This is a genomic window from Pseudomonas sp. ES1, from assembly GCF_050586605.1.
In the GTDB taxonomy this organism is placed as follows: Bacteria; Pseudomonadota; Gammaproteobacteria; order Pseudomonadales; family Pseudomonadaceae; genus Aquipseudomonas; species Aquipseudomonas sichuanensis.
The window spans coordinates 45,062-61,442 of record NZ_JBOBDM010000012.1 but is presented as its reverse complement, the minus strand read 5'-3'; the positions used below and the strand labels follow the sequence as shown (position 1 = coordinate 61,442).

Sequence of the window (16,381 nt, the reverse complement as noted above, 5' to 3'; positions counted from 1 at the left end):
GGAGCCGCCGAGGATGAAGCCGACGCTGACCCTGCACACCCCCCGCTATGCCGACTACCCGGAACTGGTGCGGATCTGGGAGGCGTCGGTACGGGCCACCCATGACTTCCTCCCCGACGCCTACATCCAACTGTTGCGCGAGCATGTGCTGTCCCAGTACCTGGACGCAGTGATGCTGGTCTGCTGCAAGGACCGCGACCGGCGGATCCTTGGCTTTGCCGGCGTGGCCAATGGTCGCGTCGACCTGCTGTTCGTCGCTCCCGAACATTTCGGCCAGGGCGTCGGCCAACGCTTGCTGCGTCACGCAGTGGCAGAGCTGAATGCCGAACGCCTGGATGTCAACGAACAGAACCCCCAGGCCCTTGGCTTCTACTTGCACGAAGGCTTCGAGATCATTGGCCGCTCGGCAACGGACGGCCTGGGTCAGCCGTATCCACTGCTGCACATGCAACGGGGCCGTACAACGCCGTGAGGCGCTGCCTACGAGGTAGCGGTTGTTTGCCGAAATGGCGCAAATGACACCAATTTGCAGCCCCAAACCTACCGGGGCAGGTACAATGAGCGCTTTCCCTGCCCTGCGAACTCATTGTCCATGTCCGAGCCTATCCGCCTGTCCAAACGCCTCATCGAACAGCTTGGCTGCTCGCGCCGAGAGGCCGAGCTGTACATCGAAGGAGGCTGGGTCACGGTCGATGGCGAAGTGGTCGAGCAGCCGCAATTCAAGATCCTCGACCAGCGCGTGGAACTGCTGCCTGGTGCCCGCGCCGAAACCCTGGAACCTGTGACCTTGCTGCTCAATCAGCAAGCTGGCCAGAACGTGACAATCGCCCAGGCAGGCATGTCCATGGCCACCCTCAGCGAAGCCCACCGCGAAGGCCTGCGCCCGCTGCACGGCCACTTCACCCGCCAGGACTGCATCGCCCCACTGCTGCCGGGCGCCAGCGGGCTGCAGGTGTTCACCCAGGACTGGCGCGTCAGCCGCAAGATCGACGCCGACCTGCGTCGCCTCGAGCAGGAATACATCGTCCAGGTCAGCGGCGAGGCCAAACCTGGTGCACTGGAACGCCTGGCCCGCGGCGTGGAGCGCAAGGGTGTGGAGCTCCCCAAGGCCAAGGCCAGCTGGCAGAACGAACAGCATCTGCGCATGGTGCTGAAGAACCCGCAACGCGGGCAGATCGAGGCGCTGTGCGAAACAGCAGGCCTTAAGGTGCTGGGCATGCGCCGCATCCGCCTGGGCGGCGTGTCGATGGGCAAGCTGCCAGCCGGGCAATGGCGCTATGTCGCCGCCACCGAACGTTTCTAGCATTACTGCCGCGCGGACTGGTGCGGCTCTTGAACAGGATTTGCTGCAATGAACCACAACGACGTCATGCGTAGCCTGCGCTACATGATCAAAGCCAACGACCAGAAAATGGCCGAGATCATCGGCCTGGCCGGCCTGCAGGTCACCGCAGAGGCGATTGCCGGCTATGTGAAGAAAGAAGAAGAGCCCGGCTTCGTACAGTGCCCGGACAAGGTCATGGCCTATTTTCTCGACGGCCTGGTGATCCACCGCCGCGGTCGCGACGACAGCCGCCCGCCACAACCTGTCGAATTGCCGGTGACTAACAACACCATTCTCAAGAAGCTGCGAGTGGCCTTCGAGCTGAAGGAGGACGACCTGCACGCGGTGCTCAAGGCGGTCAACTTCCCGGTGTCCAAGCCCGAACTGAGCGCGCTGTTCCGCAAGGTCGGCCATGACAACTACCGCCCTTGCGGCGACCAGTTGCTGCGCAACTTCCTCAAGGGCCTCACCCAGCGCGTGCGTGGCTGATGCAACACACCGTCTCGCCGGTCGGCATCGTCCGCTCCTGCTTCAAGGAGAAGTTCGCCATCCCGCGCCAGCCGCAACTGGCGCCAGCTGCGCGAGGCGTGCTCGAACTGCTGCCGCCGTTCGACCAGGGGGACGCGGTAGAGGGGTTGGAGCAGGTCAGCCACGTTTGGCTGTTGTTCCTGTTCCACGAAGCCCTGGAGGACAAGCCACGCCTGAAAGTGCGCCCGCCGCGCCTGGGCGGCAACAAGAGCATGGGGGTGTTCGCCACCCGCGCCACCCATCGCCCCAACGGCATCGGTCAGTCAGTGGTGCGCCTGGAAGGCGTCGAGCCTGGGCGCCTGCTGCTTTCAGGCATCGACCTGCTCGACGGCACGCCGGTGCTGGATATCAAACCCTACGTGCCTTATGCCGATAGCATCCTGGAGGCGACCAACCAGATGGCTGGCGCGGCACCAGCGCCTATCGCCGTACAGTGGAGTGAAAGCGCCCTGCCCCAGGCTCGCGAGCATGCGCTGCGCCTGGATGAGCCACTGGTGGCGTTGATCGAGCAGTGTTTGGCACAGGACCCGCGGCCTGCCTATCAGGTACCGCCCGTCGAGCGGGTTTACGGGGTGAAGTTCTGGGATGTGCAGGTGCGCTGGCACTATCCTCAGCCTGACCAGATCCGGGTGCTGGAGGTCGTACGCGATTGTTGAGCCTGCACCGGCCTTGCTGAATCCAGGCATAAAAAAACGCAGGCCAAGGCCTGCGTTTTTCGTTAACCGCGCTCGCCTTACTTCTCGACGAAGGCGCGCTCGATCAGGTAATCACCCGGCTCGCGCATGCGCGCAGAGATCTTCAGGCCGAAGCTGTCCAGCACTTCGCTGGTCTCGTCGAGCATGCTCGGGCTGCCGCAGATCATCGCGCGGTCGTCCTGCGGGTTGATCGGTGGCAGGCCGATATCGCTGAACAGCTTGCCGCTGCGCATCAGGTCGGTCAGACGGCCCTGGTTCTCGAACGGCTCGCGGGTCACGGTCGGGTAGTAGATCAGCTTGTCACGCACGGACTCGCCGAAGAACTCGTTCTGCGGCAGGTGCTCGGTGATGAATTCGCGGTAGGCGACTTCGTTCACGTAGCGCACGCCGTGGACCAGGATCACCTTCTCGAAACGCTCGTAGGTCTCGGGGTCCTGGATGACGCTCATGAATGGCGCCAGGCCAGTGCCGGTGCTCAGCAGGTACAGGTGCTTGCCCGGGTTCAGGTCGTCAAGTACCAACGTGCCGGTAGGCTTCTTGCTGATGATGATCTCGTCGCCTTCCTTCAGGTGTTGCAGCTGCGAGGTCAACGGACCATCCGGCACCTTGATGCTGAAGAATTCCAGGTGCTCTTCCCAGTTCGGCGACGCGATGGAGTAGGCGCGCATGAGCGGGCGGCCGCTTTCCTGCTGCAGGCCGATCATCACGAACTGACCGTTCTCGAAGCGCAGGCCCGGATCGCGGGTGCACTTGAAGCTGAACAGGGTGTCGTTCCAGTGGTGAACACTGAGGACACGTTCGTGGTTCATGTTGCTCATCGATGGGGCTCCTGAAGAAAAACGCAGCGCGCACAAGGCGCACAGTTGCGCGATAGTTTAGGGGCAGCGACAATATCTGTTAACTGAATTATCAAGATATGTGTTATCGGTTATATAGATATGCGATTTACACTTCGTCAACTTCAGGTCTTCGTCGCCGTCGCCCAGCACCAGAGCGTGTCCCGGGCCGCGGGCGTGCTGGCCCTGTCGCAGTCAGCCGCCAGCACCTCGATCACCGAACTGGAGCGCCAATCCAGTTGCCAACTGTTCGACCGCGCCGGCAAGCGCCTGAGCCTCAACGCCCTGGGCCATCAGTTACTGCCCCAGGCAGTGGCCCTGCTCGACCAGGCCAAAGAGATCGAGGACCTGCTCAATGGCAAGTCCGGCTTCGGCTCGTTGGCGGTCGGAGCCACCCTGACCATCGGCAACTACCTGGCCACCCTGCTGATCGGCAGTTTCATGCAGGTACACCCGGAGAGCCAGGTCAAGCTGCACGTGCAGAACACTGCGCATATCGTGCAACAGGTCGCCCACTATGAAATTGATTTGGGTCTAATCGAAGGTGATTGCAACCACCCTGACCTGGAAGTACAGCCCTGGGTGGAAGATGAACTGGTGGTGTTCTGCGCCCCACAGCACCCGCTGGCCAAAGTCGGCCACGCCAGCATCGAGCAGCTCTCCCATGAGGCCTGGATTTTGCGCGAACAGGGTTCTGGGACACGCCTGACCTTCGACCAAGCCATGCGCCACCACCGCGCCAACCTCAATATTCGCCTTGAGCTGGAACACACCGAAGCGATCAAGCGCGCGGTGGAGTCAGGCCTGGGGATCGGCTGCATCTCGCGCCTGGCCCTGCGCGACGCCTTCCGCCGCGGCAGCCTGGTGCCGGTGGAAACCCCGGCCCTGGACCTGGCGCGGCAGTTCTATTTCATCTGGCACAAACAGAAATACCAGACCTCGGCCATGCGCGAGTTCCTCGAACTGTGTCGCAGCTTCACCGCAGGCGTGCAGCGTAGCGACGAAATCGTCCTGCCGCCGATCGCCTGAAGGTCAGCCCAGCAGGATCACGCCCCACACCACCGCCACCATGGACATCGCCACCAGTTGCGCGGCGCTGCCCATGTCCTTGGCGTTCTTCGACAGTGGGTGGCGCTCCAGCGAAATACGATCGATGGCCGCCTCCACCGCCGAGTTGAGCAGTTCGACGATCAGCCCCAGCAGGCACACGGCAATCAGGATCGCCCGCTCGACACGGCTCACCGGCAGCCAGAAAGCCGTCGGGATCAGCAGCACATTGAGCAACACCAACTGGCGGAAAGCGGCTTCGCCCTTGAAGGCGGTCCGCAGGCCGTCCAGCGAGTAGCCGGCAGCATTGAAAATCCGTTTGAGGCCGGTCTGGCCCTTGAATGGCGACATGTGTCACTCACTTCATCGATGAAAGCCTGGCAGGCTAATCCGACACTGGTCAAAAAAGCGTGAAGGCGCAGGGACTTAGCTGGCGGAAACCGATTCAAGTTGTTGCAGCAGTAGCGCGGCCTGTGTGCGTGTGCGCACCCCGAGCTTGCGGAAGATTGCAGTCACATGGGCCTTGATGGTCGCTTCCGACACGCTCAGCTCATAGGCGATCTGTTTGTTCAGCAGGCCTTCACAGACCATGGTCAGCACCCGGAACTGCTGGGGTGTGAGGCTTGCGAGCCCCTCGCTGGCGGCCTTGGCCTCAGCCGATACATCGACCTTCTCGAACGCCTGGGGTGGCCACCAGACATCGCCATCGAGCACGTTGCGTACCGCTTCCTGGATCTTGCTCAGCTCGCTGGACTTGGGAATGAAACCACTGGCACCGAATTCACGGGATTTCACCACGACCGCCGCTTCTTCCTGCGCCGACACCATCACCACCGGGATTTGCGGGTACTGCCCACGCAACAGGACCAGGCCAGAGAAGCCATAGGCACCGGGCATGTTCAAGTCCAGCAGGACCAGGTCCCAATCGGACTTTTCCGTCAGGCTGGCTTCCAGTTCGGCGATGCTCGCCACCTCAACCAGCCGCACGTCCGGCCCGAGGCCGAGGGTAACGGCCTGGCGCAGTGCGCTGCGAAACAACGGGTGGTCATCGGCAATCAGGATTTCGTATGTGGCCATCGATCTATGGATCCTGTTCTGTGCCAGGCGCGGGGATACGGGATACGCCTGGCAGGCAACTCAAGGCGCGAACGGCAGGGCCGCCGGCCGGGACGGCACGGCGAAGTCCGGGGTAACAGCAGCTTCGTCGTGCCCGAATCGGCGCCAAGGATGACGAGCACGCACCGAGTGGTCAAGCCAATTGCCCGGTCGAACCCACCTCCCTGGCTGCCAGCCCCGTCAGTATGAACCAATCCGCAGCGCCCGCCCCTTGGACTATAGGAAGGTATGCAAACGCCGGTGTACCTCATCCTGCTCATCGAGCGGCAGGCGCCGCTTGCCACTGAGGTAATGCAGGCTGAACACATCCAGATAGGCATCCAGGGCCTGCGAAGCCTGGCTGTCGCCGGCCAGGTCCAGGCACATGGCCGCCACTTCCGCCGTGCAGAAATGGTCGTCGCGCTTGGAACGACGCAGGCGATAGCGCGACATCTGTTCGGCCTGCAGGCTCAGTACCGGGAACTTGTCGAGGTACGGGCTCTTGCGGAACATCTTGCGCGCTTCGGTCCAGGTGGCATCCAGCAGGATGAACAGCGGGCGTTTGCCCGGTGCGCAGGCGACCTCGCTGACCACCCGCTCCTGGGCAACGAACTCACCGGGGAAGACGATATAGGGCTGCCACTGCGGATGTTCCAGCAGCGCCAGCAAACCCTCGTCCACCGACGTGCGCAGCCAGCCGAAGGCCGAGGTGTCCTCGATCAGGTCGGCGATCAGCCAGCCAGTATTGGTGGGTTTGAGTGGCTCGGTGTCATGCATCAGCAGGCACATGCCGGACTCGGCCTGCACCCTGGGCTTCCAGGCACACAGGCAATGCGTGGCGATGACCCGGCACTGCGGGCAGCGTTCGGCACGCGAGCCGCGGGCGACGAAAGGTTTGATGCTGCGGGCCAGGCGCTCGGCGCGCAGCCGCGCTACCGCATGGCTCATGGCTGCAGGCCTTGGCGTTGAGAAGGGACGAACACAAAAAACGACTCTACGGATGACAAGGCGCCAGTCTACCAGAGGCCGCGTCATTTGCCGTGCAGCCCCGCCTGCGGCTCCTTTATAATCGCCGGTTGTGGCGGCCGGAAACACCGAGTTTCAGGGAACGCCGCCTGCCGGCGCAGGTCAAAGCGCCAGTCATCGAACCAGGAGAGATCCATGCTGCGTCTAATTGCCCCGACCCTGAGCCTGCTGCTCGCCCTGCCCCTGGCTGCCCAGGCCGCCTCCAAGCAGGAGTACGAGCTGAAACAGACGCTGGAGAAGGTCGCCAAGGAAAGCAGCGTCGGCACCCCACGCGCCATCAACGAAGATATCCTCGACCAAGGCTACACCGTCGAAAAAGGCAAGGCGCTGGTCAACCACCTCAGCGTGCGAGAGAGCCATGCCGAACGCATGCGCGCCAACCCGCAGCAGGTACGCAGCCAGCTGGGCGACAGCGTTTGCCGCAATACCGGCTACCGCCAGCTGATGTCCAAGGGCGCAGTACTGGTCTATCGTTTCACCGTCTACAAGACCAACCAGCCCATCATGGATCAGGCCTTCGATGCCGCCAGCTGCGTGGCCGGCAACAAGAAGAAGTGATTCAGGCCAGCTGATCGCTAGCGCGCCGTTGCTCTTCCTCGGCGCGCAACTCGGCCAACAAGGCCTGTAGATACCGTGATTGCCGCTCTGCACCTTGCAGACGACGCAGGCATTCACCTTCAAGGCTCAGGTGATGGGCCTGCGCCTCGCGCGCCAGCAACTGAAACAGCTGCCCATCCACCTCGATCACCAGTCGATGCATACCGCCACCTCCCGCGTCGCGCTTTTGCCCCCTTCCAGTAGACCAAAGCCACGTAAAGGCTGGGCCTGACCTGACCGACGGCCCGCTTGCAAGGCAAGCGGCGCAATGGCGCGCCAGCGTCTAGATTGATAACGAGACCCACAACAACGACAACAAGATGGAATTGCCACTGCATCATGGCCTTGAAGGCCTACTGCAATGCTCGGGGCGCACACTCGAGCCATAGCAGCCAGCGGCACACGCAGTGCCGCGGCCGGGACACACCATCGACCCGGTCAGAGGTTTTGCTGCAGAAGGAGACGTTGAATGCCTTACCAACCGAATGAGCTTCTGTTCAACCATTTCAAAGACCAGGGTATCGACCTGGGCAACATCGACAAGCAACTGCAGCTGGTCGCCCCGAACAGCCCCAACCTGCCGCTGTACCGCGACATGATGCTGACCATCCTGCGCATGGCTCATGACGACCGCAACCGCTGGAACGCCAAGATCACATTGCAGGCCCTGCGTGAGCTCGACCAGTCGTTCCGCACCCTCGAACGCTACAAGGGGCGGCGCAAGGTGACGGTCTTCGGCTCTGCACGCACCCCACTGGAACACCCGATGTACGCCCTGGCCAGGGAACTGGGCGCTACGCTGGCACGCTCCGATTTAATGGTCATCACCGGTGCCGGGGGCGGCATCATGGCCGCTGCCCACGAAGGCGCCGGCGCCGACCACAGCCTGGGTTTCAACATCACCCTGCCCTTCGAGCAGCATGCCAATCCCACGGTCGATGGCACCGACAAACTGCTACCGTTCCACTTCTTCTTCATCCGCAAGCTGTTCTTCGTCAAGGAAGCCGACGCGCTGGTGCTGTGCCCCGGTGGTTTCGGCACCCTCGACGAAGCCCTGGAAGTGTTGACCCTGATCCAGACCGGCAAAAGCCCGCTGGTGCCTGTGGTGCTGCTGGATTCGCCCGGCGGCAGCTTCTGGCGCGACTGCCTTGATTTCATCAGCCGCCAGTTGGAAGAGAACCGCTACATCCTGCCCAGCGACCTCAAACTGGTGCGCCTGGTGCACAGTGCCGACGAGGCCGTGGATGAGATCAACCAGTTCTACAGCAACTACCACTCCAGCCGCTGGTTAAAGAACCAATTCGTCATCCGCATGCACCATCCGCTCAGCGAAGCGGCGTTGCATGACGTCGAGGAAGGTTTCGCCGACTTGCGCCTGAGCGGCCGTTACCACCAGCAACCAGACAGTGGCGCCGAACATGAGGAGGGGAATTTCAGCCACCTGACACGCCTGACATTCGCGTTCAATGGCCGCGACCAGGGGCGCCTGCGTGAGCTGGTGGACTTTATCAACTTGCCGGAAAACTGGGCCAAGCCCCAGCCGATGCACACCACCCAGCGGGCGCGAGAAGCCTTGAAGGTGAGCTGAACGCAAAATGCCCCGCATGGCTCCCCTTTCGGGTGGCCATACGGGGCATCAGTATTCGTCGAGATCCCGACCGCTGAGCAGCCGCCCGATCATTTCCATGGAAAAACCACGGTAAGCGAGAAAGCGTGTTTGCTGCCCACGGCTGCGCGGGTCATGTGGGCGCTGACCGGCGAACTTGCGCTGCCAGACATCTTGCAACTGCGCCGCCCAGTCCACCTCGCTTTCACGCAGGGCCTGGTCAATGTCACTGCGGGCAAGCCCACGCTGCCCCAGCTCCTCGCGAATACGCGCGGGGCCGTAGCCAGCACTGGATCGGTAGCGGATAAAGCTTTCGAGGTAGCGGGCCTCACTGAGCAGCCCTTCTTCGGCAAGCCGATCGAGCGCGGGCTCGATCAGCTCATCCGTTGCGCCGCGCTGACGCAATTTGCGCGTCAACTCCACGCGACCATGCTCGCGGCGTGCAAGCAGGTCCATGGCTGTCCGCCGCACGGCGACCGGGGTGTCGAGTACGGCGGACATGGGGCAGATCAATAACCGGCGTCGGCGTCGGCCATGTCGTCGGCATCAGCCTCAACGGCAGCGGCCTTGCCAGCAGCAGCTACGGCGCCAGCAGTGAGCAGCTTCTCGCGGATCTGCTTCTCGATCTCGGCACCGATGGCCGGGTTCTCTTGCAGGTACTTGGCGGCGTTGGCCTTACCCTGGCCGATCTTGTTGCCCTGGTAGCTGTACCAGGCACCGGCCTTCTCCACGAAGCCGTGAGCAACGCCCAGGTCGATGACCTCGCCGTTACGGTAGATACCCTTGCCGTAGAGAATCTGGAATTCGGCTTGACGGAACGGCGGCGAGACCTTGTTTTTGACGATCTTGACGCGGGTTTCGCTACCCACCACCTCGTCGCCTTCCTTGACCGCGCCGGTACGGCGAATGTCCAGACGCACCGAAGCATAGAACTTCAGGGCGTTACCGCCGGTGGTGGTTTCCGGGCTACCGAACATCACGCCGATCTTCATACGGATCTGGTTGATGAAGATGACCAGGCAGTTTGCGTTCTTGATGTTACCGGTGATCTTGCGCAGCGCCTGGGACATCAGACGCGCCTGCAGGCCGACGTGCATGTCGCCCATCTCGCCTTCGATCTCGGCCTTGGGTACCAGTGCAGCCACGGAGTCGACGATGATCACGTCGACCGCGTTGGAGCGCACCAGCATGTCGGTGATTTCCAGGGCCTGTTCGCCGGTGTCCGGCTGCGAAACCAGCAGGTCGTCAACGTTGACGCCCAGCTTGCCAGCGTATTCCGGATCGAGGGCGTGCTCGGCGTCGACGAAGGCGCAGGTGGCGCCGTTCTTCTGGGCTTCAGCGATGACCGACAAGGTCAGCGTGGTTTTACCGGAGGATTCCGGACCGTAGATCTCGACGATACGGCCCTTGGGCAGGCCGCCGATGCCAAGGGCGATATCCAGGCCCAGGGAACCGGTGGAGATGGAAGGGATGCCTTGGCGCTCGTGGTCGCCCATGCGCATGACGGCGCCCTTGCCGAATTGGCGTTCGATCTGACCCAGGGCCGCAGCCAAGGCGCGCTTCTTGTTGTCGTCCATTGAAATCCTCACGTGTTCGACTTGGCCCTGACGGCCGGAATAACTGTATAAGTAGCCAGTATTATTCCACAGGGATTCGTTTCCGCAAACCCCCGCTTGGCGATTTACTCCGCGCCAAGCTGTAACAAGCCGTCTAACGCGGCGATTACCGTCTGTCGGCGCACCGCTTCGCGGTCCCCATCGAAGTGACGCCGTTCGCTGCGGACATGGGCCCCATCGGCCCAGGCCAGCCACACCGTGCCCACCGGCTTGGCCGGCGAGCCACCATCGGGCCCGGCCACACCACTGACCGCCACGGCAAAGCGTGCGCCGCTGGCCTGCTGGGCCCCGCGCGCCATCGCCTCGACCACCTCCTGGCTGACCGCGCCCACCTCGGCGAACAACGGTTGCGGGACGCCCAACTGGCGGGTCTTCTGCGTATTGGAATAGGTGACGTAGCCCGCCTCGAACCAGGCCGAGCTGCCGGGGATACGGGTAATGGCTTCGGCAATGCCCCCCCCGGTGCAGGATTCGGCGGTGGTCACCTGGGCATTGAGGCGTCGCAGGTGCTCGCCCAGGCGGGTGGAAAGCGCGGTGATCGGGTCCATGACGGGCTCCTGAGTGAATTGCGCCCTACCCTAACACCCGGCAAGGGCTCACCGCGACAAGGCACGAACATAGTCCTGGCAGGCGCGCAGGGCGATCAGTCCGCGGTCGCCGCTGTCGGTGATGGCGATAATTCGTCGAGCATGCGCTGGGTCAAGTCGGGCGCGTACGGGGCCATGATCCAGGCCGCTGGCGGCGGTGGCGGCAGGCACTGCGCCACAGCTGGCGCCGCGCTCGACCAGGACCGACAGGCGCAGATCGGCAGTAGCAAGGCGGTCACGCAGGCGAGCCTGAGTCTGTTGCGCATCGGTAAGCTCCTGGAAATGTCTCGATTCACTCTCGTGCAGGCGTTGCTCCACCCCCTGGCGCTGTTCACGCTCAGTGAGCAGCAGGCCATGCAGCGCCTCGGCCTGATCCAGCCGTTGCTGCACCAGATGCTGCTCCTGCTGGGCCAGCAGCCGCCCATAGCGCCAGGCCTGCAGTTGCCAGGCCAGCGCCGCCCCCAACAGCAGGAGCAGCGCACAAAGCCCGAGCTGCCAGCGGCTCAACACAGCACCTCACGGGCTCGCTGCCACAGCAGCAAGCGATCGGAAAGGCCATTGAGGCCGCCATTGATGTGGCGGGTGATGCGATTGAACTCACCTTGGTCGGCCAGCGCGTTCAGGCCCCGCGAGTGCCAGAACCAGGCCGCCGACTCGCAGGCCCAGCGAGGTTGTTCGAGCATCTGCGGCTGCGCCAGCAAGCGTTCGTCACCGAACAAGGCGCGGCTGCAGGCCTGGTAGTTGTTGCGCCCGGTCACCTGGATCAGGCCACGGCCACAATAGCGCTGGCCGTCGCCATCGGCCTCGGGCGTATTGCCCAGGCGCAGGGCCAGGCTGCCGGTGTCATAGCGTGCCAGGTAACGGTCGCCCCCCAGTTCCTTGACGTAGCGCAGCTGGCCAGACTCATGGCCGACCTGGGCTAGAAACGCGGCGACACGTTTTGGATGGTCGATTTCCCAGCGGGCCATGGCCTCATTGAGCGCCGGCAGGAAGGCCGTGACCCGCTGGCCGGCTGCGGGATAGATTTCTTTCAATTGCGGTTCGGTTAACACCATCGATGGCGGCTCCATTGCGGTCTGATCGAATGGCGGCCAGTGCCGCCGGTGATTCGCTCAGGGGCGATGGCTCGAAGCGCATGGCTTTCACATGATTCAAGGTGCGGCAGCGGCCACATTTGATCTGGAGCTCGGAAGCAGGCGTGATGCGGGCCAGCAGCTTGCTGCACTGGCCACAGCGAAAATCGATGAACATAGGCGCAGGTCCTGGCGGGTTGGCCACTGATGTCGGCTTGGGCGGCCTTGCATTCAAAGGCACGCCTGCGCCGACTATAGAAAGCCTGCCGCCACACGGGCATCGGGAACCTTCACCCTGTGCACTGGGCCTTGAGCGACGTCGCGCGACGCGGCGCCGCGCCCTTGGCCCTGGCCTTGCCCTGCCGGCCACCGCTGCACTGCACGGTGGTGCGCCAGCCACTGCTGGTGAACACCTGCTCCACCGACTCGATCAAGTACGGCCCGTCAAGTCCGGCCAGAAACCCTCGGGCGTCGATTTCGCGTTCGGCGAACAGGTCGGTACGCCCGGGCATGTCCAGGCGCACACTGGCGGTATCGCGGTTGAAGCTGGCCAGCCGCGCCTTCGCGGCCTGTTCGGCTGCGGCCCGGTTGGGGTACAGATGGCGGTCGGTGTGCACCGCCTGCAAGCCGTCCGGAGCATCGCCGTTGGCCAGCTCCACGGCCTGCACGCGACCGCTGGCACTGTCCAGGTGACGGGTGCGGACGGCCTTGTGGGTGCTCCTGTCAGCCAGCCGGAACTGCCACTGGCTGACCTCGTCGCGAGCGATAGTGACCACACCCAACGCCTTGCCGCTGGCGCTTTGTCGCCCCTGACGCGGAAGCACCAGCAACTGGCCATTGGCGAGTTTTCCGGTGCAATCGTGCAGGCGGGCCAGGCGGGTGATGAAGTTGAAATCCGACTCGCTGTACTGGTCGACACGCGGTATCTGCACCCTCACCGGGCATACCGCCTGCCAGCCGTTGCGGGCAGCGATCTCGGCGACGATGCGCTGCAGCGTCACATTTTCCCAGCTGCCGCTGCGAATGGTCTTGCCACTGCCGCGCAAGTCGCAGGCCTTGCCTCGGATCACCAGGGTGTCGGGCGGGCCGGACAGCTCCACCTCATCGACGGTGTAACGGCCCAGACGGCTCAGGGGCTGCCCGGCATAGCCGAGCAACACCTCGAGCACCGCCCCCCGGGCCGGCAGCGCAACGGCGCCATCACGGGCATCGATGCGCAGTTCGAATTCATCCGATTCAAGGCCCGGTTTGTCGGTGGTACGCATCAGCAACAGGCGATCGTTGATCAGCGCGGTGATGTCCTTGCCATCGGCCTGGATGCTGAACACAGGTTTCATGATTCTGCCTCCCTGGGGGCTACGCTGCGCAATCGGCACCGTAGCCCCCTGTCAGTCCCACAGTTGAAGGGTATTGCTCGCCACCACAGGCCGTTCCGGCAGCACTATCCTTACCCCGGCGCGAAACGGCTGGGCCTCGTCCGCGAGCCCCTGGTTGGCATCCAGCACCGCCTCGACCATCCCTTCGAGCTGCCCGTAGTAGTGCTGGCAGAGGGTGTCGAGCAGGTCGCCTTCAGACGTTATGCAGATCCTGGCCATAGCTCACGAACTCCAGTGAAAAGCCTTGTTTGCGTGGAATGCCGCCGGCCTGCAGCAGGCTTTGCTCCTCTTCGATACTGGTCAGGCACCAGGTGCCAAGTACCTCGCCATAGCCGCTGGTCAACGACAGCGGCAACAACTGGCGACCAATGCTGCGCAGGGTCTGCAGCTGGCCAAGGCCGCCCTTGAAGCCGGGGAAGATTGCCCCGCGGATACTGATGCTTTCTTCGCCCAGGCTGACCGCCTGCTGTGCGCTGTCGCGGCTCAGGCGTTCCTGCCCAGCCCAACGAAAGCGTGTTTGCCGGCGCAACTGGTCGAAGGCCGCAGTGTCGAGGTTGAAGTAGTACGGTGTGGCCCCGGCCTTCAGGGGTTGCAGCACCAGCAGATGAGGGAAAGGCTTGATTGCCTCGGCCGCCGGTGTCGCCTGGGGCGCGAAGCCCAAGGTCGACAGCACGCCGTTGACGGTCGAACGCACCTCCCCCACCATCCGCCGAATGGCCGCACCGGCCTTGGCCACATGGCCGGCGAACCCGTCGATGCGGTCACGCACCTGGCGGACCACGGCCACGGCCTGGTCATACTTGGCCACCACCTTGGCCACCCGTGCCTGGGCGGTTTCGATGGCGCGCATCGTGCGCTGCAACTTGGCGCCGATGATCGGACCGACCACCGGCAACCCTTCCAGCTCGACGACCGCACCTTGAATATGGTCAATCGCCTCGTTCATTGGGTCGAGCATGGCGTCGGCACGCCGACGCCCTGCTTCTCCCGCCTTGACCAGGGCGTGCAGCGTGGCTTGCAGCTGCTCCAGGTAGGTCATGAATCCTCCTCTTCAGTATGCATGCGCAGGGTCGTACATCTGTGTGGAGGGGGCCCGTTTGAACAGATCCTCCATCACGCGCTTGACCGCCGCCTCGAGTTGTTCGGCAAGCAGATTGGGGGCATCCACCCGTCCCTGCACGGTGATGGGCATGTTCGCAGTGAAGGTGAGTTGTTGAGTGGCGGGCTGCGTGGTCACACCCTGACTCGTTGTCGGGATCGACGCTACGTCAGGCAGGGCCATGGGAGCAGGAGGCAAATATCCTTGAACAGACTCTCTGGACTGCGCGGCCAGCCCCCAAGCGTACTTGTCGGCCGGAACGGCATGTGGCGTGTTCGGCGAGAGCTGCCCGGCCCTGCGGGTATCTTTCTGGGTATCACTGACTTTTTCCGCCGCCTTGTTCGTAGCCTGGCGAGGATCCCCTTGAGCGGCCTCAGCTTTGTCTTTTCTGTCTGATGGCTTGAAGAACGTCTTGCCGATCCATCCCCCGATCAGGCTACCGACCTTGTCGCCAACCAAATTTCCGATAAACATCCCGTACGATGGCCCGACGACCCTACCCAGGATCCCACCTCCCAGCACTGTACCAATAGCTCCGCCAATAGCCCCGCCATACCCCATGCCCTTCTCCTCGGGCGTCTTGGCGGTAGCAAAGGTGTAAGCCCCCTTCAGCCCGGCCTCCAGCCAGGGAAGTTTGCCAGCGTCAGTGAACGCACCCTTGACTCTGGCCCAGCGCCCAGCCGATTGCTTGGTGCTGGTAGGTGACGGCTCGGCCGGGGGATTGATGTCGGTGGGCGACGGCCCGGCATCCGCACCCAGCGGATAAGGCTCATCGTCAACCCTGCCCCATCCGAAACGACGCAGCCGATCACGGTGCTTGTGGGCCGCGGCCCCCAAACCTACCCCTGTGGCCACGCCCAAGGTGGCCGACAAGGACTCCCAGAGCGATGGCGACGCAGCATCCGCTTGCCCATTGCCAGCGCCAGTACTCGAAGAACCGTGGAGTGCGCCTGCCGGTGTGGCCATCAACGCCTTCCCCACCGCCCCGCCGACCTTGTCACCGGCGAAGCCGAACATCATCGAGACCACAGGGGCACCCGCCTTGGTGCGGCTGCCCAGCATGGCCCCCAAAACGGCCCCCGTGAAACTACCACCGGCCGCCCCCATACCTTCGCCCCTTTGCTCGGGTGTGGAGGCGGTGATTGCAGTGACAGTAAGCTTCACCGCTGCATCCAGCGCAGCCATGCCAGAGGCTGACTTTCCGGCCTGTAGCATCTGAGCCAAGCGCCCGGCTTCAACGGAGCGGGACTCACCGGGCAATGACACCGGGGCTGGCGTCGCATCCGCACCAAGTGGAATACGATCGTTGTCTAAACCATCGTTGACGATAATCGGCGGCAGGTGGACGGCGCCCGGGGAGTCATACTCCTTGGCGATCGTCATTGGTACCTGGGCGATGCCCTTCGCTGTCAGGTAACCACTGGTCGCGAGCATGATCGACGTGACGACATCGTGTGCCGTCTGGCCTGCCTGCTTCGACAGCCTGGGGCCGAGCGGGGCCTGCTCCAGCAGATCCTTTTGTTGCTCAAGCAGCCCACGCTGTTTTTGCTGCAGATTCAAGAATTCGGGCTGTTCTTTCTTCTCCTTTGTTGCCTCCGTTCGCCCCGCCTTTGCCCCCTCACGGGTTGCTCCGCCGAGGCCGGAAGCGCGCTGTGTGATTCCCAGCGCCACCTTGGTTACCGCGCTACCAGGCAGGCCCTCATGAGGGCCTGCGGGCGTCGGGACGGTGGCATCGGCAGCGCCTTGCGCCACCGTTGATTTGTTCGCCATCCGCATCTCCCTTCAATCCACCAGCCACCAGACCATGTCGCTGAACGACATGGTCATGATTTCGCTGGCGGAAAAGTTCAGCTCCTTGGCCAGCCGCCGTGCGGCG

At 63.3% G+C, this 16,381-nt stretch carries 21 protein-coding genes and 1 pseudogene; 7 read left to right on the top strand and 15 right to left on the bottom strand.

Annotation, left to right across the window (positions count from 1 at the left end):
• Positions 1-13: 13 nt before the first annotated feature.
• From ACQ4N9_RS07395 to tsaA, 4 genes are all read left to right on the top strand, one after another.
• The gene (locus ACQ4N9_RS07395; RefSeq protein ID WP_390967985.1) at positions 14-472 is read left to right on the top strand and encodes a GNAT family N-acetyltransferase; all 459 of its coding nucleotides are present in this window, start codon (positions 14-16) and stop codon (positions 470-472) included.
• 120 nt (positions 473-592) lie between these two features.
• Positions 593-1,303, top strand: a complete 711-nt coding sequence (locus tag ACQ4N9_RS07390; RefSeq protein WP_390967986.1) for an rRNA pseudouridine synthase — start codon at positions 593-595, stop codon at positions 1,301-1,303.
• Positions 1,304-1,351: 48 nt separating this feature from the next.
• Positions 1,352-1,813: a DUF1456 family protein gene (locus ACQ4N9_RS07385; RefSeq protein ID WP_153787617.1), complete on the top strand. Its 462-nt coding sequence runs from the start codon at positions 1,352-1,354 to the stop codon at positions 1,811-1,813.
• On the top strand, positions 1,813-2,508 hold the full coding sequence (tsaA, locus tag ACQ4N9_RS07380; protein ID WP_125465162.1) for a tRNA (N6-threonylcarbamoyladenosine(37)-N6)-methyltransferase TrmO: 696 nt from the start codon (positions 1,813-1,815) through the stop codon (positions 2,506-2,508). Before ACQ4N9_RS07385 ends, tsaA begins: the two co-directional genes overlap by 1 nt.
• Before the next feature lie 77 nt (positions 2,509-2,585).
• On the opposite strand, the gene fpr is transcribed toward tsaA, so the two are convergent.
• Positions 2,586-3,365: a ferredoxin-NADP reductase gene (fpr, locus tag ACQ4N9_RS07375; protein WP_110738446.1), complete on the bottom strand. Its 780-nt coding sequence runs from the start codon at positions 3,363-3,365 to the stop codon at positions 2,586-2,588.
• A gap of 120 nt (positions 3,366-3,485) precedes the next feature.
• Here fpr and finR point away from each other — a divergent pair, with 120 nt between their 5' ends.
• Positions 3,486-4,412: a LysR family transcriptional regulator FinR gene (gene finR / locus ACQ4N9_RS07370; RefSeq protein ID WP_110992362.1), complete on the top strand. Its 927-nt coding sequence runs from the start codon at positions 3,486-3,488 to the stop codon at positions 4,410-4,412.
• Positions 4,413-4,415: 3 nt separating this feature from the next.
• Here the strand turns inward: finR and ACQ4N9_RS07365 are convergent, their stop codons facing one another.
• The 3 genes from ACQ4N9_RS07365 to ACQ4N9_RS07355 form a co-directional block, all read right to left on the bottom strand.
• Positions 4,416-4,781, bottom strand: coding sequence for a diacylglycerol kinase (locus tag ACQ4N9_RS07365; RefSeq protein ID WP_011535182.1), 366 nt, complete (start codon positions 4,779-4,781; stop codon positions 4,416-4,418).
• Positions 4,782-4,856: 75 nt separating this feature from the next.
• Positions 4,857-5,507, bottom strand: a complete 651-nt coding sequence (gene erdR, locus ACQ4N9_RS07360) for a response regulator transcription factor ErdR (RefSeq protein WP_125465164.1) — start codon at positions 5,505-5,507, stop codon at positions 4,857-4,859.
• Positions 5,508-5,762: 255 nt separating this feature from the next.
• The gene (locus ACQ4N9_RS07355) at positions 5,763-6,473 is read right to left on the bottom strand and encodes a tRNA-uridine aminocarboxypropyltransferase (RefSeq protein WP_125465165.1); all 711 of its coding nucleotides are present in this window, start codon (positions 6,471-6,473) and stop codon (positions 5,763-5,765) included.
• 213 nt (positions 6,474-6,686) lie between these two features.
• Between ACQ4N9_RS07355 and ACQ4N9_RS07350 the strand changes: the two genes are divergently transcribed.
• The gene (locus ACQ4N9_RS07350) at positions 6,687-7,109 is read left to right on the top strand and encodes a quorum-sensing-regulated virulence factor family protein (protein WP_110992365.1); all 423 of its coding nucleotides are present in this window, start codon (positions 6,687-6,689) and stop codon (positions 7,107-7,109) included.
• A 1-nt stretch (position 7,110) separates the two neighbouring features.
• On the opposite strand, the gene ACQ4N9_RS07345 is transcribed toward ACQ4N9_RS07350, so the two are convergent.
• Positions 7,111-7,311 (bottom strand): hypothetical protein, encoded by a 201-nt coding sequence (locus ACQ4N9_RS07345; protein ID WP_390967987.1) that lies wholly within the window; start codon positions 7,309-7,311, stop codon positions 7,111-7,113.
• Between the two features lie 306 nt (positions 7,312-7,617).
• Between ACQ4N9_RS07345 and ACQ4N9_RS07340 the strand changes: the two genes are divergently transcribed.
• A complete protein-coding gene (locus ACQ4N9_RS07340; protein WP_390967988.1) occupies positions 7,618-8,736 on the top strand; it encodes an LOG family protein in 1,119 nt (372 codons plus the stop codon).
• A 48-nt stretch (positions 8,737-8,784) separates the two neighbouring features.
• Here ACQ4N9_RS07340 and recX read toward each other — a convergent pair whose 3' ends face one another.
• From recX to ACQ4N9_RS07290, 10 genes and pseudogenes are all read right to left on the bottom strand, one after another.
• A complete protein-coding gene (gene recX / locus ACQ4N9_RS07335) occupies positions 8,785-9,255 on the bottom strand; it encodes a recombination regulator RecX (RefSeq protein ID WP_390967989.1) in 471 nt (156 codons plus the stop codon).
• A gap of 8 nt (positions 9,256-9,263) precedes the next feature.
• Positions 9,264-10,331 carry a recombinase RecA gene (recA, locus tag ACQ4N9_RS07330; protein WP_110992369.1) on the bottom strand — a complete coding sequence of 356 codons (1,068 nt, stop codon included), beginning with the start codon at positions 10,329-10,331 and terminating at the stop codon, positions 9,264-9,266.
• A gap of 104 nt (positions 10,332-10,435) precedes the next feature.
• Entirely contained in the window at positions 10,436-10,918 is a 483-nt protein-coding gene (locus ACQ4N9_RS07325; protein WP_258704934.1) for a CinA family protein, read from the bottom strand.
• A 48-nt stretch (positions 10,919-10,966) separates the two neighbouring features.
• Complete coding sequence (locus ACQ4N9_RS07320) at positions 10,967-11,464, bottom strand: lysis system i-spanin subunit Rz (RefSeq protein ID WP_390967990.1); 498 nt, start codon at positions 11,462-11,464, stop codon at positions 10,967-10,969.
• Positions 11,461-12,012 carry a glycoside hydrolase family 19 protein gene (locus ACQ4N9_RS07315; protein ID WP_110992372.1) on the bottom strand — a complete coding sequence of 184 codons (552 nt, stop codon included), beginning with the start codon at positions 12,010-12,012 and terminating at the stop codon, positions 11,461-11,463. The genes ACQ4N9_RS07320 and ACQ4N9_RS07315 overlap by 4 nt, the downstream gene beginning before the upstream one ends.
• Positions 12,013-12,040: 28 nt before the next feature.
• Positions 12,041-12,208: pseudogene (locus tag ACQ4N9_RS07310) on the bottom strand (Com family DNA-binding transcriptional regulator); the annotation flags it as partial.
• A gap of 112 nt (positions 12,209-12,320) precedes the next feature.
• A complete protein-coding gene (locus ACQ4N9_RS07305; RefSeq protein ID WP_390967991.1) occupies positions 12,321-13,367 on the bottom strand; it encodes a phage late control D family protein in 1,047 nt (348 codons plus the stop codon).
• Positions 13,368-13,418: 51 nt separating this feature from the next.
• Positions 13,419-13,625, bottom strand: a complete 207-nt coding sequence (locus ACQ4N9_RS07300) for a tail protein X (RefSeq protein ID WP_125465175.1) — start codon at positions 13,623-13,625, stop codon at positions 13,419-13,421.
• Complete coding sequence (locus ACQ4N9_RS07295; protein ID WP_125465176.1) at positions 13,600-14,445, bottom strand: phage tail protein; 846 nt, start codon at positions 14,443-14,445, stop codon at positions 13,600-13,602. Before ACQ4N9_RS07295 ends, ACQ4N9_RS07300 begins: the two co-directional genes overlap by 26 nt.
• A 12-nt stretch (positions 14,446-14,457) precedes the next feature.
• A complete protein-coding gene (locus ACQ4N9_RS07290; RefSeq protein WP_390967992.1) occupies positions 14,458-16,275 on the bottom strand; it encodes a hypothetical protein in 1,818 nt (605 codons plus the stop codon).
• Positions 16,276-16,381 lie beyond the last annotated feature (106 nt).